The organism is Magnetospirillum sp. UT-4 (genome assembly GCF_902729435.1).
Lineage (GTDB): Bacteria > Pseudomonadota > Alphaproteobacteria > Rhodospirillales > Magnetospirillaceae > Magnetospirillum.
Genome location: NZ_CACVCG010000046.1, coordinates 66,589 through 87,249 on the forward strand (window position 1 = coordinate 66,589; position 20,661 = coordinate 87,249).

General features: G+C 69.1%; 16 protein-coding genes. 7 read left to right on the forward strand and 9 right to left on the reverse strand.

Going from position 1 to position 20,661, the window contains the following annotated elements; translation table 11 throughout:
- The first annotated feature begins 4 nt into the window (after window positions 1-4).
- The 7 genes from hemN to MTBUT4_RS06280 all read left to right on the forward strand — a co-directional run bounded on the left by hemN (window position 5) and on the right by MTBUT4_RS06280 (window position 10,365).
- Window positions 5-1,417 (forward strand): oxygen-independent coproporphyrinogen III oxidase, encoded by a 1,413-nt coding sequence (gene hemN, locus MTBUT4_RS06250; RefSeq protein ID WP_173978805.1) that lies wholly within the window; start codon window positions 5-7, stop codon window positions 1,415-1,417.
- Window positions 1,414-3,393 (forward strand): B12-binding domain-containing radical SAM protein, encoded by a 1,980-nt coding sequence (locus tag MTBUT4_RS06255; RefSeq protein WP_173978806.1) that lies wholly within the window; start codon window positions 1,414-1,416, stop codon window positions 3,391-3,393. The genes hemN and MTBUT4_RS06255 overlap by 4 nt, the downstream gene beginning before the upstream one ends.
- An 8-nt stretch (window positions 3,394-3,401) precedes the next feature.
- Complete coding sequence (locus tag MTBUT4_RS06260) at window positions 3,402-4,382, forward strand: aldo/keto reductase (protein WP_173978807.1); 981 nt, start codon at window positions 3,402-3,404, stop codon at window positions 4,380-4,382.
- Window positions 4,379-5,575, forward strand: coding sequence for a pyridoxal phosphate-dependent aminotransferase (locus tag MTBUT4_RS06265; RefSeq protein ID WP_173978808.1), 1,197 nt, complete (start codon window positions 4,379-4,381; stop codon window positions 5,573-5,575). Before MTBUT4_RS06260 ends, MTBUT4_RS06265 begins: the two co-directional genes overlap by 4 nt.
- The gene (locus MTBUT4_RS06270; protein WP_173978809.1) at window positions 5,572-7,599 is read left to right on the forward strand and encodes a sulfotransferase domain-containing protein; all 2,028 of its coding nucleotides are present in this window, start codon (window positions 5,572-5,574) and stop codon (window positions 7,597-7,599) included. Before MTBUT4_RS06265 ends, MTBUT4_RS06270 begins: the two co-directional genes overlap by 4 nt.
- Before the next feature lie 3 nt (window positions 7,600-7,602).
- Window positions 7,603-9,258, forward strand: a complete 1,656-nt coding sequence (locus MTBUT4_RS06275) for a hypothetical protein (RefSeq protein ID WP_173978810.1) — start codon at window positions 7,603-7,605, stop codon at window positions 9,256-9,258.
- Window positions 9,259-9,381: 123 nt separating this feature from the next.
- Window positions 9,382-10,365, forward strand: a complete 984-nt coding sequence (locus MTBUT4_RS06280) for a TauD/TfdA family dioxygenase (RefSeq protein WP_173978811.1) — start codon at window positions 9,382-9,384, stop codon at window positions 10,363-10,365.
- A 21-nt stretch (window positions 10,366-10,386) separates the two neighbouring features.
- Here MTBUT4_RS06280 and MTBUT4_RS06285 read toward each other — a convergent pair whose 3' ends face one another.
- The 9 genes from MTBUT4_RS06285 to murB all read right to left on the reverse strand — a co-directional run bounded on the left by MTBUT4_RS06285 (window position 10,387) and on the right by murB (window position 20,592).
- The gene (locus MTBUT4_RS06285) at window positions 10,387-11,577 is read right to left on the reverse strand and encodes a hypothetical protein (RefSeq protein ID WP_173978812.1); all 1,191 of its coding nucleotides are present in this window, start codon (window positions 11,575-11,577) and stop codon (window positions 10,387-10,389) included.
- Window positions 11,574-12,803 (reverse strand): tetratricopeptide repeat protein, encoded by a 1,230-nt coding sequence (locus MTBUT4_RS06290; protein ID WP_173978813.1) that lies wholly within the window; start codon window positions 12,801-12,803, stop codon window positions 11,574-11,576. Before MTBUT4_RS06290 ends, MTBUT4_RS06285 begins: the two co-directional genes overlap by 4 nt.
- A gap of 2 nt (window positions 12,804-12,805) precedes the next feature.
- Entirely contained in the window at window positions 12,806-13,153 is a 348-nt protein-coding gene (locus tag MTBUT4_RS06295; protein ID WP_173978814.1) for a flagellar biosynthesis regulator FlaF, read from the reverse strand.
- Between the two features lie 172 nt (window positions 13,154-13,325).
- On the reverse strand, window positions 13,326-14,255 hold the full coding sequence (gene lpxC, locus MTBUT4_RS06300; protein ID WP_217424122.1) for a UDP-3-O-acyl-N-acetylglucosamine deacetylase: 930 nt from the start codon (window positions 14,253-14,255) through the stop codon (window positions 13,326-13,328).
- Window positions 14,256-14,555: 300 nt separating this feature from the next.
- Window positions 14,556-16,343, reverse strand: coding sequence for a cell division protein FtsZ (ftsZ, locus tag MTBUT4_RS06305; RefSeq protein ID WP_173978816.1), 1,788 nt, complete (start codon window positions 16,341-16,343; stop codon window positions 14,556-14,558).
- A gap of 56 nt (window positions 16,344-16,399) precedes the next feature.
- Window positions 16,400-17,638 carry a cell division protein FtsA gene (ftsA, locus tag MTBUT4_RS06310; protein ID WP_173978817.1) on the reverse strand — a complete coding sequence of 413 codons (1,239 nt, stop codon included), beginning with the start codon at window positions 17,636-17,638 and terminating at the stop codon, window positions 16,400-16,402.
- A 17-nt stretch (window positions 17,639-17,655) separates the two neighbouring features.
- The gene (locus MTBUT4_RS06315) at window positions 17,656-18,630 is read right to left on the reverse strand and encodes a cell division protein FtsQ/DivIB (protein ID WP_173978818.1); all 975 of its coding nucleotides are present in this window, start codon (window positions 18,628-18,630) and stop codon (window positions 17,656-17,658) included.
- The gene (locus tag MTBUT4_RS06320) at window positions 18,618-19,532 is read right to left on the reverse strand and encodes a D-alanine--D-alanine ligase (RefSeq protein ID WP_173978819.1); all 915 of its coding nucleotides are present in this window, start codon (window positions 19,530-19,532) and stop codon (window positions 18,618-18,620) included. The genes MTBUT4_RS06315 and MTBUT4_RS06320 overlap by 13 nt, the downstream gene beginning before the upstream one ends.
- 139 nt (window positions 19,533-19,671) lie before the next feature.
- A complete protein-coding gene (gene murB, locus MTBUT4_RS06325) occupies window positions 19,672-20,592 on the reverse strand; it encodes a UDP-N-acetylmuramate dehydrogenase (protein WP_173978820.1) in 921 nt (306 codons plus the stop codon).
- Between the last annotated feature and the right edge of the window lie 69 nt (window positions 20,593-20,661).

The following is a 20,661-nucleotide window of genomic DNA, read 5'->3' on the forward strand; positions in this document are numbered from 1 at the left end:
GATCATGGCCCTCGCCGACATCCTCGACGACGTCAACCTGCTGAAGAAATACGACGTGGACGCCTTCGACTACGTCGAGTATCCGCACAAGTCCGCCTGGTCGTCCAAGGTCGGCCATGCCGACCTGGCCCGCTCGCTGGCGACCCTGCTGAAGACCCGGCCGCAGGCGCCGGTGCTGCTGTACCTGCACATCCCGTTCTGCGAGCAGCTGTGCCTGTTCTGCACCTGCCACCGCCAGATCACCCACGACTACGCCAAGGCCACCCGCTACCTGGAATACCTGTCGGGCGAGATCGACGTGCTGCGCCGGGTGTGCGAGCAGGCCGGGGCGATGCCCAACATCACCGACGTCTTCTTCGGCGGCGGCTCGCCCACCTTCTTCAAGGAACCCGAGTTCATCGCCCTGAAGGAGAAGCTCGCCACCATCGTCGATTTCTCGAAGGTGCGCGAGATGGCCATCGAGATCGACCCCCGCCGGGTCGATGTGGAGCGCCTGAAGTTCTACCGCCGCCAGGGGGCGACGCGGCTGTCCTTCGGCGTCCAGGACTTCGACCCCGACGTCCAGGTCGCCATCGACCGCATCCAGCCGCCCGAACTGATGGAAAACCTGCTCACCCCGGAAATCCGCGGCCTCTATCCCAGCGTCAATTTCGACCTGCTGTGCGGCCTGCCGCGCCAGACCAAGGCGACCATCGGGCGTACCATCGACCGGGTGATCGGCATGCGCCCCGACCGCATCACCCTGACCTACGTCCATTACAGCCCCAAGTTCCACCAGCACCAGGTGCGCATGAACAAGGACGGGCTGATCCCGGACTTCTACGAGCGCAAGGTGATCTTCGTCGAGGCCATGGGCCGGCTGCTGGAGGCCGGCTACATCCGCACCGGGTTCGAGCACCTGGCCTGGCCCACCGACAGCGTCGCCCAGGCCTTCCTGGCCGGCAAGGCCGACTACAATCCGCTGGGCGCCTATACCGGCGACTATGCCGACACCATCGGGCTGGGGCGCTCGGCCTATTCCTGCATCGGCGACGACTACTACCAGAGCACCTACGAGGCCGACGAATACGAGGCCGCCATCGGCCGCGGCGAGTTCCCGGTGTTCCGCGGCTGCACCGCCAGCCCCGACGACCTGCTGCGCCGCCAGTTGATCAAGACGCTGCGCACCTATTTCATCATCGACATCCCGGCGCTGGAGGCCAGCTTCGGCATCCGCTTCGCCGAGTATTTCGCCCCCGAGATCGCCACCTTGCGCGAATTCGCCGAAGACGGCCTGCTGACCCTGGACGGCGAGGCGCTGAGGCTGACCGAGAACGGCCGGCACTTCTCGTCCCTGGTGTGCAGCGTGTTCGACAAGTACACCGCCGCGCCCCGCTTCAACGCCGGCATCCGCCCGGCCTTCCGGGCAGCGGGATGAGCGCCGTCACCATCGGCCTGGCCCAGATCAACAACAGCTTCTCGGGCCAGAACTACCTGCCCTATTCGGTGGCGGTGCTGGAAAGCTATGTCCGCCGCCACGCGCCGAACCCCGACCGCTACCGCTTCCTGGCGCCGCTGTTCAAACGCATCCCCATCGACGCGGCGGTCGATCACCTGATCGACGCCGATGTGGTGGGCCTGAGCACCTATGTCTGGAACGCCCGCATCTCGGTCGAGATCGCACGGCGCCTGAAGCGGCGGCGGCCCGACATCGCCATCGTGTTCGGCGGCCCCCACGTCCCCGACCGCCCCGACGATTTCCTGCGCGAGCACCGGGGAATCATTGATTTCTGCGTCCACAACGAGGGCGAGTGCACCTTCCTGGCGCTGCTCGAAGCCTTCCCCGACCGCGCCGCCTGGATGGGCCTGCCGGGGGTGAGCCACCTTGGCCCCGACGGCACGGTCCAGCGCAATCCCAACGCGCCGCGCCTGCGCGACCTGTCCGAGCTGCCCTCGCCCTTCCTCGACGGCACCCTGGACCGGCTGATGGCCGACAACCCCGACGAATCCTGGATCGGGCTGTGGGAGACCAACCGCGGCTGCCCGTTCCGCTGCACCTATTGCGACTGGGGTTCGGCCACCGCCGCCAAGGTGGTGCAGGTCGACATGGAGCGCCTGAAGCGCGAGATGGACTGGTTCGCCGCCAGGCGCATCGAGTTCATCTTCTGCTGCGACGCCAATTTCGGCATCCTGCCCCGCGACGTCGATCTCGCCGCCTATGCCGCCGAGGTCCGCGCCCGCACCGGCTACCCCAGATCGCTGTCGGTGCAGAACACCAAGAACGCCACCGAGCGCGCCTACCAGACCCAGAAAATCCTGTCCGATTCGGGGCTCAGCAAGGGGGTGGCGCTGTCCATGCAGAGCCTGGACGCCCCCACCCTGGCCAACATCAAGCGCGACAACATCTCGCTGGACACCTTCCTCGAACTGCAGCGCCGCTTCACCCAGGACCGGGTCGAGACCTTCTCCGACCTCATCCTGGCCCTGCCCGGCGAGACCTTCGAAAGCTTCGCCGAAGGGGTCTGCCGCCTGATCGAATCAGGCCAGCACAACCGGGTGCAGTTCAACAACCTGTCGATCCTGCCCAACGCCGAGATGGCCGATCCCGAATACCGCGCCCGCTTCGGCCTGGTGACGGTGGACAGCGAGATCATCAACATCCACGGCACCCGCGTCGTCACCGCCGACGACGTGCCCGAATTCCAGGAAATGGTGGTCGGCACCGCCGCCATGCCGCCCGAGGACTGGCGCCGCACCCGCGCCTTGTCCTGGATGGTGGCGCTGGCCCATTACGACAAGCTGCTGCAGGTGCCGCTGCTGGTGTGCCACCACCGGGGCGGCATCGGCTTCCGGCCGCTGTTCGACGCCTTCATGGCGGCCGACGGCGCCCGCTTCCCGGTGGTCGGCGCCATCCGCGACTTCTTCCTGGCCGAGGCGGCCAACATCCAGGCCGGATTGCCCGAGTTCGTGTTCTCCGAGGACTGGCTGGGCATCTATTGGCCGGCGGACGAATACGTCTTCATCCAGCTGACCGCCGAGGGCAGGCTGGACGCCTTCTACGCCGAGGCCGCCACCCTGCTGGCCGAGACCCTGGCGGCGGCCGGCGCGGCGCTGCCCGAAGGCGCCCTGGCCGACGCCCTGCGCTTCAACCGCGCCCTGCTGAAGCAGCCCGGGGCCGAGGGCGACCTGCACCTGACCCTGGGCTTCGACCTGCCCGGGTTCTACCAGAGGGTACGCCAGGGCGGTGACGACCGGCTGGAGGCGGCCGTCACCGACATCCGCATCGACCGCACCACCCAGGTCTGGCCCGACCTCGCCACCTGGTGCCGCGAGGTGGTGTGGTGGGGCAACAAGAAGGGCGCCTATCTGTACGGCGCCGACACCATCGACCGCCGCCCGGCGGGCCATCATTGAGGGCGCCCATGCAGACCCGCCCGCTCGGCCGCACCGGCATCGACGTTTCCGAGATCGGCTTCGGCGCCTGGGGCATCGGCGGCGCCACCCCCGGCGCCACCTCCTACGGCGCCCGCGACGACGCCGAATCGCTGGCGGCGCTGGACCGCGCCCTGGCCGAGGGCATCACCTTCTTCGACACCTCGTCGGTCTATGGCTACGGCCACAGCGAGGCCCTGATCGGGCGGGCCTTCGCCGGCCGCCGCGAGCGGGTGGTGATCGCCACCAAGGCCGGCTTCACCCGCTACGACGCGGCCCCCGACCATTCACCGGCGAGCCTGCGCCGCTCGCTGGAGGGCAGCCTGGAGCGCCTCGGCACCGATCACGTCGATCTGCTGCAGCTCCACAACGCGCCCATCGAGCAATTGCGCCAGGACCCGGACATCCTCGCCACCTTGCAAGCCCTGCGGGCCGAGGGGCGCATCCGCGCCTTCGGCCTGTCGATCAAGACCATGGACGAGGGCGTCGCCGCCATCCGCGACTTCGCCGTTCCGGTACTGCAGCTCAACCTCAACATGATGGATCTGCGCGCCATCGACAGCGGCCTGCTGGAGCTGGCGGAAGCGACCGGCACCGGCATTATCGCCCGCACGCCGCTGTGCTTCGGCTTCCTGGCCGGCACGCTCTCGCCCGATGCCGAATTCGCCGCCGACGACCACCGCTCGGCCTGGCCGCGCGCGCAGATCCGGGCCTGGGCCGAAGGCGCTGCCCTGACCCTGGGCGCGGTGGCCGACCGGCCGGGCCAGAACGGGGTGGTGAAGGCGCTGCGTTTCTGCCTGTCCTACCCGGCGGTGTCCACCGTCATTCCCGGCCTGCTGCGCCCGGCGGAAGTGTCGGAGGCCGCCGCCGCCGGCCGTTTCGGCGCGCTGTCCCGGGATGAGCGCGCGTCAGTCGAAGCATTGAACAGATCATATGACTTCCTTGTCCGGCGCGCTAAACTCCAGCCATGACCAGCCTCGCCCCACCGCCACCCGCCGATATCGACGAATGCGACTTCTCGGCGCGGGCGCGGGCGCTGGTCGGGCAGGAGATGTTCAAGGTGCTGGACCGCGCCAAGGCCATCGAGGACGCGGGCCACCGCGTCTTCCACCTGGAACTGGGCAATCCCAAGGTCCGCCCGCCCGAGGATCTGATCCAGCGGGTCGGCTGGGAGGTCACCCACGGCAATACCGGCTACACCTATTCCGGCGGCCTGCCCGAGCTGCGCCGGGCCATCGCCGAGCGCTACGCCACCCCGGAGCGCCCGCTGGGGATCGCCAACGTCGTCGTCAGCCCGGCCAACCTGCTGATCAACCAGTTCCTCGATCTGTGCTGCGAGCGCGGCGACCGCGTCGCCCTGTTCTCGCCCGCCTTCCCCACCTACTGGGCGGCGGCCGCCCATATCGGCCTGGAGGCGGTGGCGGTGGAACTGGACCGCGGCATCGGCCTGCAATTGTCGTTCGAGGCGGTGGACCGTGCCGTCGCCGCGACCCCCAAGGCGATCATCGTCAATTCCGCCAACAACCCCACCGGCGCGGTCTATTCCCGCCCGGTGCTGGATTATCTGGTCGAGCAATGCGCCCGCCACGGCATCTGGATCCTGTCGGACGAGACCTACGGCGAGCTCACCTACGACCACCGCTTCCACAGCCTGGTCGGCAGTTCCTATCCCCGCCTGGTGGTGATGTCGTCGTTCTCGAAGGTGCTGTCGGTTCCGGCCTTCCGTGCCGGCTTCGCCATCGCCGATCCAAGGGTGGTGGACAAGCTGGTGCTGTCCAACTCGACCCTTTATTCCTGCCTGCCCGGCTTCGTCCAGGCCGGCCTGGTCGAGGCCATGAAGCGCATCGATGGCTACATCTACAACGTCGCCCGCCACTACCATGACGTCGCCCGCGACTGCGCCGAGGCCCTGCGGGAGAACCCCTGGATGGTGTTCACCCTGCCGCGCTCGGCCTTCTATTTCTTCATCGACATCGGCTTCACCGGAATGACCGACATGGACTTTTGCCGCCGCCTGCTGGAGGAACGCCACGTCGCCGTCACCCCCGGCAGCGCCTTCGGCCCCGCCCATCGCGACCAGGTCCGCATCGCCTTCTGCGGCCAGGCCGACGACGTCCGCGAAGGCATCCGCAGATTGGCCGACTTCGCGAGGCGCGAGACATGATCGAGATCGAGACACCCAACATCCTCGGCATCGAGTTCTGGTCGGGTTGCAATCTGCGCTGCACCTACTGCCCGGTCTCGGACCCCGGGCACAAGGCCGACGAGATGGGGGCGGATATGCTCGACCGCCTCTACGACTACGTCTATGCCCATCCGCCCCAGATCCTGTTCCTGCAATGCGGCGGTGAACTGACGTCGCTGAAGGACTGGGTGGGCAAGACCCAGCGTTTCATGGACCTGCAGATGCCCCATCCCACAATGCAACTGGGCATCACTTCGAACCTGCAAAAGCGGCTGGCCCCGGAGGAAGTGGCGGCCATCGCCCGCTTCAACTACTTCCTGGTCAGCATCGACGCCGCCGACGAGGACTTGCAGCGCGCCATCCGCCCGCCCGCCGAATTGCGCAACGCGGTGATGAACATCGCCAAGATCCGCACCCATTGCCTGGCCGCCGGAACCGAGCCGCCCATCTTCCGCATGAACTGCGTGGTCAGCGACCGCAACGCCCGCCAGCTCGACCGCGTCTTCGCCTTCGCCGCCGCGCTGGGGTTCAAGGAAGTCTACCTGCTCGACGTGGACGAGACGGTGCCGCACGGCGCGGACGGGCCGCGCGGCCTCCGGCACATGGACGACGAGACCTTCCTGGCGGTGCTGCAGCACATCCAGGCCGGCGTGCCGAAGCTGGCGGCCAACGGCATCACCTTCACCCCGGCCAAAAATTTCTGGCACACCCTGATGCTGCGGGCCAACGGTCAGGCCGCCGACCACCGCTTCGGCCCCGGCGAGACCAAGGTCTGCCTGGAACCCTGGACCTATGCCGGCTTCCTCGCCAACGGCACCGTCGCCTATTGCTGCGGCGGCATCCAGGATTCCGGCATCGACCCGGCATGGCCCATCGACCGCCAGGTCAACTGCGAAACGGTGCGGGCGGTGCGCGACGGGCTTCTGGCGGGCGGCGCCGCGGTGCCGGAGCGCTGCCGCACCTGCGCCTTTGCCGAAAAGGGCCATGTTCGGACATTGGCGGGGCAGGTCGCCGACCTTCCCCACATCCGTCCCGATTCCGACCGCCAGGCCCGTTCCATGACGTTTCCATGGACGATCATGCCCGACAGCGCCATTCCGTCATATCCCGACTTGCGCACAGAGCGGTTTCGCGAATTGGTTCCGGCGTCCCTCTTCACCATGCCGCGGTCCGGGACCTGGTATCTCTTTTATTTCTTTGAATTTCTGGATGCCTTGGTGTCGGGGCGGCCGTGGATCAAGACGATCCACGGCTTCGAGGACTATCCGTCGCTCGGCTTCTTCAAACTCCACATGCACGGTATCTACCCAGGCTTTGAATCGGCGGGCCATCCCGACTTCGTCGAGAAATGGCGAGGGATGAACCGCGACGATCCGGCAATCGACGCCAGCCGGGGAACGATCCAGCAATACCAGGACGTGTTCTGTCCCCACCTCAACGAGCGTGCGCGGGTGATCTACGTCTACCGCAATCCGCTCGACCAGATCGTGTCGGCGTTCCATCACAAGGCGCGCCACCGAGTAGAATTGGGAATCGACCGGGATCGATATCAGACGGCCCAGGTCGCATACCTGAACGAGTACGCCCGCACCGAGGGGATCGACCTTTTCCTGGCCCAGTTCATGACCTTTGACCACATGCGCCAGCGCGCGGGCGAGCACCTCCTCATGATACGCTACGAAGACCTGATGGCGGACCCCGCCACCATGTTCCGCCGGATGCTCGCCTTCCTTGGCGCGGACATGGATAGCCCCGAGCGGCAGGCGGCAATCGCCAGGGCCCTTGAAATCACCAGCCGCGATCAAATGCGGGAGTTCGAACGGATGCGAGGCCGGTCACTCGCTGGTGATCGCGGCGAAGCCGGACAGAGCCACATCCAGAGTGGCGCCAGCGGGCGATGGCAGGACGTGGTGTCCGCGGACACCATCGCCGCCATCCGTGCCCGCATGGCTGAATTCGGACTCGATCTGGACTCGTTCCTCGCGATTCCACAGGCTGAATAGCCCATGGCGTCGCCCAATCCCGAAGTCGACGTCATGCCGGTCCTGACCGGTGCCATCGACGCCTTGCGAGCGGGCCAGTTGGACCAGGCCCAGCGCCTGCTGTCCTCGCTCCTGGTCATGCCGGAGCGGCCGGAAGATGCCTTCGGCGTCGTCACCGGGCTTGCGGCCACGGCGGGCGCGGCGGACCCGGTCGATGTCCTTCGCCACCTGCTGGCGGATCAGCCAGCCGCATGGCGCATATTCCTCTGCCTGATCCCGTTTTTCGCCATCAACCGCCGGCTCGACCTTTCCTTCAAGGCGCTACGGTTCGGCCTGGTGGAGCGGACCACGGAATGCGAGAAGCTGGCGGTGGCGAGCCTGACCAAGGTCTTCGAGCTGGGCTTCGTCGAAACGGCGGTGGAGCTGTTCGACTATGCCCACGACCTAGAGCCGCAATTGCTGTCCTTCGGCTTCTTCCGCACCGCGCTCAGGGAATACCTGCACGACCATCCGGAAGCCGAGCGCCGCCGCCTGTACCGTGCCCTGGGCGACGGGCGGGCGGACCACCTGGCGCCGGAATCCAAGCCTTACCGCCTGGACCATCCCGAGCGGCCGCTGACCATCGGCTTCGTCAACGAATACGCCTCGCAGCTGGTGGCGACGCTGGTGCGCCGGCTCGACCCCAAGCGGTTCCGCGCCGTCGCCTATTTCGATCCCGGCCGCCAGGGCGTGGTGCGCCTCGATGACGTGCCCAATCTCGCCACCATCGACATGATGGGCTTCACCGCCCAGCAGATGTACGACCGCGTGGTCGCCGACGGCATCGACGTGCTGCTGGTGGTCGGCTGGGGCGTGCCCGCCCCCATCTATGACGCCATCGCCGCCCGGCCCGCCCCGATCCAGATCAACTGGGCCGACCTGGGGGCGCGCGGCAATCCCGGCATCGACGTATTCCTGACCGACGCCCACCATGTGCCGCCGGGGTGCGACGACGAATATGACGAACGCATCGTGCGGCTGCCGCGCACCAGCAGCATCTTCCAGCCCCTCGACGCCAAGGTGACGGCCAGCCCCCTGCCCTGCCTGGGTGGCGCCCCCTTCACCTTCGGCAGCCTCAACCGACCCAGCAAGATCAACGCCCGGGTGGCGGCGCTGTGGGCCAAGGCCATGCACGCGGTGCCGGACTCGCGCCTGCTGCTGGGCTTCTGGGTCTACGAGAAATTCGAGCCGCGCCAGCGGCTGCTGAAGCTCTTCGCCGCCCACGGCATCGCACCCGAGCGCGTCGAGTTCGTCCAGCAGGGCGACCACGGCAGCTTTCTCGACGCCTATCGCCGCATCGACCTGTCGCTGGACACCTTCCCCTTCAACGGCGGCATCACCACCCTGGAAGCGTCCTGGGCCGGGGTGCCGGTGGTTACGCTGCGCGGCGAGTTCTTCGGCGGCCGGCTGGCCGCCGGCATCCTGCGCGAGCTGGACCTGAACCATCTGGTCACCCACAGCGAGACCGAATACCTGGATCGCGCCGTTTCCCTCGCCCTCGACCGGCCGACCCTGGCCGAGCTGCGCCGCACCGTGCGCGCCCGTGCCGAGGCATCGCGGCTGTGGGACCCGGTCCCCTTCGCCGCCGAATGGAGCGAGACGGTTCGCAACCTGTGGCGCGACAGGGTCAGCCGCGGCTGAGTTCCGGAATGTATTGATGACAGTATTTACCAAAAATTCAACAATGGGCTGACACTGTATTGGCGGCTTTATGTCAGGCCACCCTCAGCGCGAACCAACGCATATCGTCGAGAGCGACCTAGAATGAGCCTGAATATTACACCGGTGCACCCCCATTTCGGCGGCGAGATCATCGACATCGATCTGCGCAAGCCGTTGGAGGCGGACGAGCTCGAAGCCGTTTGCCGGGCTATGGATCGCTACGGCGTGCTGGTGTTCCGCAATCAGGCGATGACCGACGAGGAGCACGTTGCCGCGTCACGTCAATTCGGCGACCTGATCGAGACGAAGACCGCGGGGCATCCCGAAGGGATCACCGTGATCAGCAACGTCGATGAGCATGGCCAGATCCTGACCCGGGATGCGCCCCGATACTGGCAGAATCTGGGCGCGCGTCTGTGGCACACCGACGGCACGTTCCGCACCACGTCGCCGACCTATTCCCTGCTCGCGGCGCACGTTCTGCCGCCAAGCCGCGGGCAAACCGAGTTCGCCTTCATGCCCGCCGCCTACGACGCCCTGGACGCGACAACAAAGGCGCTGGTCGAGGACATGGTGGTCGAGCATTCTCTGCTTTATCTCTGGATGCGTCTCGGTTTCGGCCATTTCACCGCCCAACAGCAACGGGATCATTCGCCGGCACGGCACAGACTGGTGCTTCAGAACACCTTCACCGAACGGCGGTCGCTGTATCTGTCCATGCATATCGGCAGTATCGTGGGTTGGACACTGCCGGAATCCCGTTGTTTCATCGATGATCTTCTGGCGCACGCGACCCAGACCGAGTTCTGCTACACCCATGATTGGCGGCCGGGCGATCTGGTGATGTGGGACAATCGCCAGACCATGCATCGTGGCAGGCCGTATGCCAACGCCCAGGATGTGCGGATATTGCACCGCACCACCATCAAGGGCTCGGCCCCGACCGCCGCCCAGCGCCCAGCCGGGGCGCCTGTTCCATGGCAGGTTTCCGGCGTCCTCAGCCGAACCAATTCCTTTCCCGGCATCGACTCCCCCCGGGAGGAAATGACGGACCACTCGGCCAGGTTCTGCATCGCCTCGACGTGAACGACGACAACCGGCTTGGCCTCACCGGGGAAGGGTGCTTTTCCCCATCTCCGTCAATGTCTCCGTCAGCGATCGGTGCTTCAGGCGATGGCGGGCCGCCTCGGACGCCGCTTCCAGCGCCGTGATGTCCTCCACCGCCCGGATGGTGGCCGCGGCCACCGAAGCGGCCGTTCCCTCGGTGAAGCAGACATGCCCGGCCCCCAGGCGGCGCGCCTCGCGCTCCATGAATCCTCCGGCCGGGATGATCGTCGGCCGGCCGGCGGTCAGCGCCTCCATGAACAGGCCCGACGAGACCTCGGGACTCTTGGTGATATAGGGCACCAGCACCAGGCGGCTGCGCTCCAGGCGGTCGTAATACTGGTCGCTGTCGGCCTCGCCCACCAGCAGATCGACGCGCGGATCGTCACGCATGGCGGCGACGCCGACCTCGAGCCAGGCCAGCATGGATTCGGGCCAGTGGGCGTAGTCGGGATTGACCTGGTAGGCGAAGGCGACGCGATCGCCCAGCGCCGCTCCCACCTCCCGGGCGATCGCCGCCAGCAGATGGGTGCCCTTCTCGACCCGCGAGTGGCCCTGCGAGCAGATGACCACCGGACCGGGCCGGCGCGGGCGTGACGCCAGGTCGAGCAGCCGGCGGGGGAAGATCAGCGGCAGCGCCGTGATGGGCGTGCGCCCGCCGTCCAGGGCCGCCAGCACCTCGGCGGCGGCGGCGTTCTCGGTCCACACCTTGAGCCGGCCGGGATCGAGATCGGCCACCAGATCGAGGAAGCGCCGGTAGGGCGGCACCAGCTCGGGATGCTGGAAATAGCCCAGGTTGCACACCGCGATGGCGCCGATGGGACGGTGAGGCAGGCTGGCGGCCAGCCACTCCCCCACCGCCATGGCCATGGTCGGAGCGATGGAATGGAACAGGACGATGTCGCCATCGGCGACCGACGGGGTCAGGAACTCGGCGAAGGCGGCGGCGAAATAGGTGTTGATGGGCTCCAGCACGCCCGCGCGGTCGAGCCCGTCATAGGGCGAGAACTGGAAGACCGGCCGTGCCCCAAGCTCGGCCTTCACAAGCCGGTCGGACAGGCCGGCATGGGCCAGCAACCGCATGCCCAGCCCGGCCTCCTCGGCCTGCTCGGCCACCGACAGGTCGAAGTGGTAGTGATGCCCGGTCCTGGTCCGCAGGCCGGGATCGACGACAAGGACCTTTCTGCCGGTCATGGGCCGGTCTCCAGTGCCGCCTTGACCCTGTCCATCACCCCGGCCCAGTCGCCGCGCCGGTCCTGCCGGAACAGAAGCAGGCTGTCGTAGAGCGGCGTACGCTCGCCCGCCGCGCCCCAGCGCCAGTCGGGGCTGAACGGCAGCAGCAGCCAGCACGGCACGCCGATGGCGCCGGCCAGATGGGCCACCGCGGTGTCCACCGAGATCACCAGGTCCATGGCCGCCAGTGCCGCCGCGGTCTCGGCCAGGTCGGTGAGGTGCGGCGACAGATCATTCAGCCCGGGGCACCCCGCGCCATCGCCGGCACGCGGCCCGACCTGCACCGAATGGAAGCTCATTCCGTCCAGCTCCAGCAACGGCGCCAGCAGTGCGAAGGGCAGCGAGCGGCGGGCATCGTTATCGAAGCGCGGATTGCCGGCCCAGCACAGCGCCACCTTGCGGCCCTCGCCCAGGCGCCGCCGCCACTGTTCGACCGCGTCGGCCGGCGGCACCAGATAGGGCGCGCCGCCGCCCGGCGGCTCCAGCCCCAGCCCGAGCAGGCGCGGCAGGCTCATCAGCCAGGCGTGACGCGCGGCGGCGGGGCGCGGTCCCGATCTGTCGGCGACCGTCACCCCCGGCAGCACCGCCGCCAGACGCATCAGGGCCGGCGGCACCAGCAAGATCACCTTGGCGCCGCGCCGCGCCGCTTCGGAGGCGTAGCGCAGGAAATGGATGGCATCGCCCAGGCCGCCCTCGGCCTCCACCAGCAGCGGCCCCGGCGTGCCGTCCCAGACCGGTTCCGGCGCCGGCGCCTGGCCCAGGGCCGGGTGGCGCCATTCGTATTCGGACCAGCCCTCGGCGGCGCGGCCGGCCAGCAGCAGGGTCAACGCCCGGTTGAAGCGCACCGGGGCATCGTCGGGGGCCAGCGCCAGCGCCCGGCCGTGGCAGACCAGCGACTCGTCGAGGCGCATCAGTTCCTTGCAGCAATTGCCCAGATTGTTCCAGGCCGGGGCGAGGTCGGGGGCCAGGATGACCGCCGAGCGAAAGCACTCGGCTGCCTCCTCGACGCGGTCCTGGCGGGCCAGGGCGCGCCCCAGATTGTAGGCGATCAGGGGGTGACCCGGCAGCAGGCGGCCGGCGCGGCGCAACGCCGTCTCGGCCTCGGCCGGGTCGCCCTGCTCGGCCAGGCGGGCGCCGTAATTGGCCAGGGCGACGGCCGCGGCCTGCTCCTCGCCCGCTCCCGTCATGCTCAGGCGCCGGCCCGCTTCTGCCCCTCGAGCAGGCCTTCCGAGATCTGCAGGTTGATGTTGATCAGGGTGTCCATGGTGGCGTCGCGCACCGCGCCGTTGATGCGCAGGGTCTGCTCGGCGATGAAGTTGCGCAGGCGCATCAGGTTGTCGCGCACCCCGGCCTCCAGCCCGCTGCCCGGCAGCGCCACCGCGACGGTGAAGGCGGTCCAGACTTCCAGGTTGTTGTCCAGCGCCGCCAGCATCACCGCGGCATCGTCGGCTTGCGAGCGGGCACGGTCGAGCGCGATGGCGGCCTCGGCCAGCTTGTAGGCCTGTTCCTCGATCAGCGTCAAAGTCGTATCGGTCATCGCCCCACCTTTTTCATGGTTTTCCCGATCATGGCACCCGAGGGGTTGCCCAAGGGTAAACACCCCGCGCGAATGGTGCGCCGGGCGACCCGATGCGTCAACTCCCACGCCAGAAAGCCACCGCCCCCGGGGAGACCGGGGGCGGAGCCGTTCGTTCAGGAGGAGGTGGAAATCAGCCGTTGGCGACGGCGCGCAGATCCGGGGCGGCCTGCTGGGCGGCGGCCGAGCCGGGCAGCACGCTGGTGTATTCCCAGGCGGTCTGGTCGGCGAACAGGGTGCGCAGCAGCAGGTTGTTCAGGGCGTGGCCGGAGCGGATTCCGTGGAAGCGGCCGATCAGGGGGGCGCCGGCCAGATAGAGGTCGCCGACCGCGTCGAGGATCTTGTGGCGGACGAACTCGTCGCCGTAGCGAAGGCCGTCGTCGTTCAGCACCTTGCGGCCGGTGCTGTCGATCACCACCGCGTTGTCCAGCGAGCCGCCGCGGGCCAGGCCGGCGGCGCGCAGCATGGTGACGTCCTGCTCGAAGCCGAAGGTGCGGGCGCGGGAAATCTCGGACTTGAAGGCGCCGCGGGTGAGCGCGACGGAAAATTCCTGGCGGGCGATGGCCTGGCTGGCGAAATCGATCTCGAACGTCAGCGAGAACCCGGCGCCCGGGATCAGGGTGGCCGACTTGTCGCCGTCCTTGACCGACACCCGCTTCAGCACCCGGATGGCGCGGCGCGGCGCCGAAAGCTCGACGGTGCCTGCGCATTCGACCAGGAACAGGAAGGGGGCGGCCGAGCCGTCCATCACCGGCACCTCGGCGCCGTTGATCTCGATCAGGCAGTTGTCGACGCCCGAGCCGGCCAGCGCGCTCAGCAGGTGCTCGACGGTGCCCACCGCAACGCCGTCCCCGTTGACCAGGCAGGTATTCATGCGGGTGTCGCCGACATTCGACCACAGAGCGGGAACGATGGCGCCGCGGCCGGCGATGTCGGTGCGCTTGAAGCGGATGCCGGTATCGGGATCGGCCGGGTGCAGCACCATGGTGACCTTGGCACCCGAATGCAGACCGATGCCGGTGCAGGCGATGGCGGTCTTCAGGGTACGCTGGCGGATGGCCATATGATCGGAAGAGTCGGGGGTGGCCTTGATGGTGGAAACCACGTCGGAGTTCGCGAACTTCACTGACTTCACCCCATGTCCGGCGGGAGGTGGGCTTACGGTTACCCGCGATGCCCGGTCGTTCCGGCCTGTTTCGACGCTTGAACACTAGCCCTGGGGGCGCAAGGCCTCAAATCAATCATTGTTTCGTTTTGTTACACCTGCGAAGGGGTTATTGCGCAGTGCAAAAAAAGGCGGCCCGGCGCCGAGGTGGCGGCCGGGCCGAAGTCGTTCAGCAACGCGAATTCCGGTCCCTGCGGGTCAGTTGGCCTGACGGCGCAGGAAGGCCGGAATGTCGAGGTCCTCGGAGGCGCGCGACACCGCCGGCTGGGCGGCCATGCGCGGCTGCGGGGCCGGCGGGGCCGAGGCCGCCTCCTGGCGGGCCGGCTGCGGCGCCGGCTGGGCCGGACGGCGCGAGGCGACCAGGCGCTCGAACAGCGAGCCGGTGCGGCGCGGCTCGGGTTCGGGCTGCGGCTGCGGCCGCGCCTGGGCCTGGGCCGGAGCCGGCTGTGCCGGACGGGCGGCCGGGGCGGCGGCCGGGGCCGGGTTGGCGCGATGCACCGCCGCGGCAATGTCACCCACCGCCTGGGTCAGCGCCGACATGTCCGGGGCCGGCGGGAATTCCGCCTCGGCTTCCGGCTGGCGGGCGAACGAGGGCTCCACCCGCTGCGCCGTCGCGGTTTCACCGCGCTGGCTGAAGCTCGGCTCGGGGCGGGTGAAGGCCGGCTCGGACCGGGCGAAGGCCGGCTCCGGGCGGTTGTTGAACGCGGGTTCGACCCGCTGGTTGAAGGCGGGTTCGACCCGCTGGTTGAAGGCGGGTTCGACCCGCTGGTTGAAGGCGGCCTCCACCCGCGGGTCGCGGGCCAGGTCGGGCTGAATCACCTTGGCGGCGGCGGCGACCGAGACGGTGGCGGTGCCGGCGCGAGCCACCACCGGCTCGGCGATGGCGGCCGCCTGGGTGGCGCCGGCGGTCACCACGCGGGGCTGGAACACCGGGGTGGCGGCCGGAGCGGCGGCGACCTTGGGCTGGGCCGGGGCGTTGCCGCCGACCAGCGAGATCATGGTCGGCCGGGGCTGCTGGGCCGCTTCCGAGGCGATGCCGGTGGCCACCACCGAGACCCGCATCTTGCCGGTCAGGTTCTCGTCGAAGGTCGAGCCGAAGATGATGTTGGCGTCGGGGTCGACCTCGTCGCGGATGCGGTTGGCCGCCTCGTCGACCTCGAACAGGGTCATGTCCGAGCCGCCGGTGATGTTGATCAGCACGCCCTTCGCCCCCTTCATCGAGGTGTCGTCGAGCAGCGGGTTGGAGATGGCGGCCTCGGCGGCGGCGATGGCGCGCTTGTCGCCGTCGGCCTCGCCGGTGCCCATCATCGCCTTGCCCATCTCGCTCATCACCGTGCGGATGTCGGCGAAGTCCAGGTTGATCAGGCCGGGCATGATCATCAGGTCGGTGACCCCGCGCACGCCGGAATACAGCACGTCGTCGGCCATCTTGAAGGCGTCGGCGAAGGTGGTGCGCTCGGTGGCGACGCGGAACAGGTTCTGGTTGGGGATGATGATCAGGGTATCGACGTACTGCGACAGCTCCTCGATGGCGCCCTCGGCGGTGCGCATGCGGTGGGCGCCCTCGAAGTGGAACGGCTTGGTCACCACGCCGACGGTCAGGATGCCTTGGTCGCGTGCGGCCCGGGCGATCACCGGCGCGGCGCCCGAACCGGTGCCGCCGCCCATGCCGGCGGTGATGAACACCATGTTGGCGGCGCCGATCTGGTTGATGATCTCCTCCAGGCTTTCCTCGGCGGCGGCGCGGCCGATATCGGGACGCGAGCCGGCGCCCAGGCCCTGGGTGACGTTGGTGCCCAGCTGGATGCGGCGCTCGGTGCGCGACTGGGCGATGGACTGGGCGTCGGTGTTGGCGACGACGAAATCCACGCCTTCCAGCTTCGAGGCGATCATGTTGTTGACGGCGTTGCCGCCGGCGCCGCCGACACCGACGACGGTGATGCGGGGCTTGAGTTCGTGGGTCGAGTCGGGATGGAAATTGAGCATCTTGTTACCTCCGCGCTGCTGTCGCCGGTCTTTGCCGGCAGTCTTGAAGGGGTTATCTAGAAATTGCGTTTGAGCCACTGTCCGAACCGTCCGAATCCTGAGCCGGCCTCCTCGCCGCCGCCGGCCTTGCGCCCGGCCTTGGCCGGGGGCGCGTGGGCCATGGCGTAGCGGATCAGTCCGGCGCAGGTGGAAAAGGCCGGGCCGCCGGTGGCCTCGGGCAGCCCGTGGAAGCCCACCGGGCGGCCCAGCCGGACCTGCTTGTCGAGCACCAGCCCGGCCAATTCGCGCACGCCCTGCATCTGGCTGGCGCCGCCGGTCAGCACCACGCGCCGCCCGGCCAGCTTGTCGAAGCCGCCATGCTCGAGGTGCGAGCGGACCAGCTCGAAGGTCTCTTCCAGCCGCGGCTGGATGATCTGGATCAGCATGGAGCGCGGCACCTGGTTGGCGGCGCCGTCCTCGTCCTCGCCGACCAGCGGCACCTTCAGCATCTCGCGGTCGTCGGCGGCCGAGGGGATGGCGCTGCCGTACAGGGTCTTCATCCGCTCGGCATAGGCCAGCGTGGTGGACAGGCCGCGAGCGACGTCGTTGGTGACGTGATGGCCGCCCACCGGGATGATGTCGGTGTGCACCAGCTGGCCGGCCAGGAACACCGCGATGGAGGTGGTGCCTCCGCCCATGTCGATGCAGGTGACGCCCAGCTCCTTCTCGTCCTCGACCAGGCAGGCCAGGCCCGAGCCGTAGGGGCTGACCACCCGGCTCTCGATGTCCAAGTGGCAGCGGTGCACCACGGTCTGCAGGTTGCGCACCGGGCCGATGGCGGCGGCGATGACGTGGATCGCCACGCCCAGGCGCTCGCCGTACATGCCGCGCGGATCCTTGATGCCCTCGTTGCCGTCGATGGTGTAATCCACCGGGATGGCGTGGATCAGCTCGCGGTCGGCGGTCTCGTTGTGGGCGCGGCCGTGATCGAGCATGCGGCGGATGTCGGCCTCGTTGACGGCGTGGCCGTTCATGGCCACCTCGACCTTGACGTTGGTCGAGGCGGGCGTGCCGCCGGCGACGTTGACCACCACCGACTTGACGCGCTCGCCGGCCATCTCCTCGGCGGCGTCCACCGAGGCGCGGATGGAATGCTCCAGCTCCTCCATGTCGACCACCGCGCCGGCCCGCATGCCGCGCGCCAGCTGATGGCCGATGCCGATGATGCGCGGAGAGCCGTCGTCCTGGACGCGCGCCAGGAAACAGCACACCTTGGTGCTGCCGACGTCGAGAGCCGCGATCAGTCCGCTACGCATTCCCCCCCGTCCCTCTTCTAGGCCCCGTTGTCCTTGCGCTTCACGGCATCCGCCGCGGCCGCCGGGCGCTCGGTCTTCAGCACCATGCGGTCGGGCACGCGCAGATCGACCATGTCGATCTGGCGCCCTGAAAGCCCCCGATTGCGTTCCACTTCGGCCAGGCGGTGCCAGGCCGCCTCGGCGCCCTCTTCCGGCAGCCGGACCTCCAGGCCGTCCTTGGAATCGTCCAGCATCACGTTCCAGCGGCGGTTGCCGACCCGCACCGCCGCCTTGACCCGCGCCGCCAGCTCCGGCTCGACGGCGATCAGCGCCAGCAATTCGGCGGCGCGCACCCCGGCGCCGTCGCCCACCACCAGCGGCAACCCTTCGAACCCGGCGATGGAGCCGGGAATCTGGTGGCCGTCGCGATCCACCAGGACATGGCCGCCGTTGTTCTGCCAGATGGCCACCGGCTGGCGCTCGGCGATGGCGAGGTGCAGGTTGCCCGGCAGCCGGCGCTCGACGGCGGCGGCCCGCACCGAGGGAATGGCTTCCAGCCGGTCGCGCACCGCCTCGATGTCGATGCCCAGGATGGGGGAGCCGTGGCGGGCGGACAGGGCCGACGAGATGTCGTCCAGCGAGGTTCGGCCGCGCCCGCTGATGGTCACGTCCGCGACGCGGAAGCCGGCCTCGGCGGTGGCGTCCAGCACCATGGCGAATGCGGTGCGGGCGGTCCGCTGCAGCACCCCCGAATGCCACACCACGGCGCCGCCGACCGCCAGGGCGGTGACGGCGACGCCGCCGGCCGCCAGCTTCTGCAGGGGCGTCAGGTCGAAGCGCGGCAGCACCCGCTTGCGCCGCGTCTTCTTCGGCTTCGGCTCGGCCTCGGCGCGCGGGCTTGGCGTGGTGCGCGGGCCGGGCGCAGTGCGGCGCGGCCGCGACGGCGCCGCCGCCGTGGGCTGGATGCGGTCGTCGGCGGTGACGACGATGTCGGTGTCGCTCAGGCGTCGCATGCGGCGTTCTCCACCATCCAGCGCACCAGCTCGGGGAAGGTGATGCCGCCATGGGCGGCGATCTCGGGCACCAGCGAGGTGGCGGTCATGCCCGGCTGGGTGTTGACCTCCAGCACCGCCAGACGGGCGGGCTGCCCGAGCCGGGTGTCGTCGTAGCGGATGTCGGTGCGGCTGACCCCGCGGCAGCCCAGCACCCGGTGCGCCGCTTCCGCCAGCCGGCAGCATTCGGCGGCGTCGGCGGCCGGGATGGGGGCCGGCATCAGGTGGCGCGAGCCGCCCGGCGCGTACTTGGCGTCATAGTCGTAGAAGCCGCGGTCCGAGGTGATCTCCAGCACCCCCAGGGCCTTGCCGCCCATCACCGCCACCGTCAGCTCGCGGCCGGGCACGAATTCCTCGACCAGCACCTGGGCGGCGGCGAACGGCCAGTCGGTCAGGGGATCGCGGTTGTCGCCCTCCTTGATGACGTAGACGCCCACCGACGAGCCCTCGTTCAGCGGCTTGACCACATAGGGGCGCGGCAGCGGCGCGGGCTCGCCCTTGGCCACCACCCGGCCGTCGGCGACCGGGATGCCGGCCTGGACGAACAGGGCGCGGGCGAAGGCCTTGTCCATGGCGGCGGCCGAGGCCAGCAGGCCGGAATGGGTGTAGGGGATCTCCAGCAGATTGAGCACGCCCTGGACGCAGCCGTCCTCGCCGAAGCGGCCGTGCAGGGCGTTGAACACCACATCGGGCCGGCTGGCGACGATCTCGCGCACCATGTCGCCGGGATCGCGGCCGACATCGAGCATGGTGACGGTGTAGCCGGCCTGCTCCAGGGCATGGCCGGCGGCCTTGCCCGAGTTCAAGGACACCTCGCGTTCCGCCGAGGCGCCGCCCATCAGTACGGTGACGCGCTTTACCATTGCTTCGCTCCGCTGCGTGGCCATGGCGTCGCTCCAATAATTCCGTCATGCCCGCGCAGGCGGGCATCCATGGCGCCACCCATGGGCTTCGTGGCCGGCATGGATCCCCGCCTGCGCGGGGATGACGGGATGAAGGCGGTCATGACCCGGCCCTCCCGATACGGCGGATTTCCCACCTGAGCTCGACGCCCGAGGTTTCCCGCACGCGGCGGCGCACCTCCTCGCCCAGGGCCTCGATGTCGGCGGCGGTGGCGTCGCCGGTGTTGAGCAGGAAGTTGCAGTGCTTTTCCGAGACCTGGGCGCCGCCCATGGCCAGGCCGCGACAGCCGGCCTGGTCGATCAGCTCCCACGCCTTGGCGCCTTCGGGATTGGCGAAGGTGGAGCCGCCGGTGCGGGTGCGGGTCGGCTGGCTGGCCTCGCGCGCCTCGCGGATTTCGGCCATGCGCCTGGCGATGGCAGCCTTGTCGCCGGCCGTGCCGCGCATCACCGCGCCGGTGAAGATCCAGTCCTCGGGGATGGCGCAATGGCGATAGCCGAAGCCCAGCTGCTCCAGGCCCAGGCTGTGCAGCGTACCGGACCGGTCCAGCGCGGTGGCGGACAGGGTGACGTCCTTCATCTCGCCGCCGAAGGCGCCGGCATTCATGCGCAGCGCGCCGCCGATGGTGCCGGGCACGCCGGACAGGAATTCCAGCCCGGCGATGCTGCGCTCCTGCGCCGTCATGGCGACGGTGAGGTCGAGGGCGCCGGCCCCGGCGGTCACCGTCTGGTCATCGACCGTGACGGCGGCGAAGGGGCCGGCCAGGCGGATCACCGCGCCCGGCACGCCGCCGTCGCGCACCAGCAGGTTGGAGCCCACCCCGATCACCGTCACCGGCACGTCCTGGGGCAGGCACACCAGGAACTGCGCCAGATCCTCGGCATCGGCCGGACGGAACAGCACCTCGGCCGGGCCGCCGACGCGGAACCAGGTGAGCCCGCCCAAGGGCGCGTCCAGGCTGATCCGCCCGCGCACCGGGGGCAGATCGTCACGCCAGTCGGAGCTGCGCCGCGCCGCCATCATCGGGCTCCTCCCATGCTCAAGCTCCCCTCCCCTTCATGGGGAGGGGTCGGGGGTGGGGTGAGGTCCGCG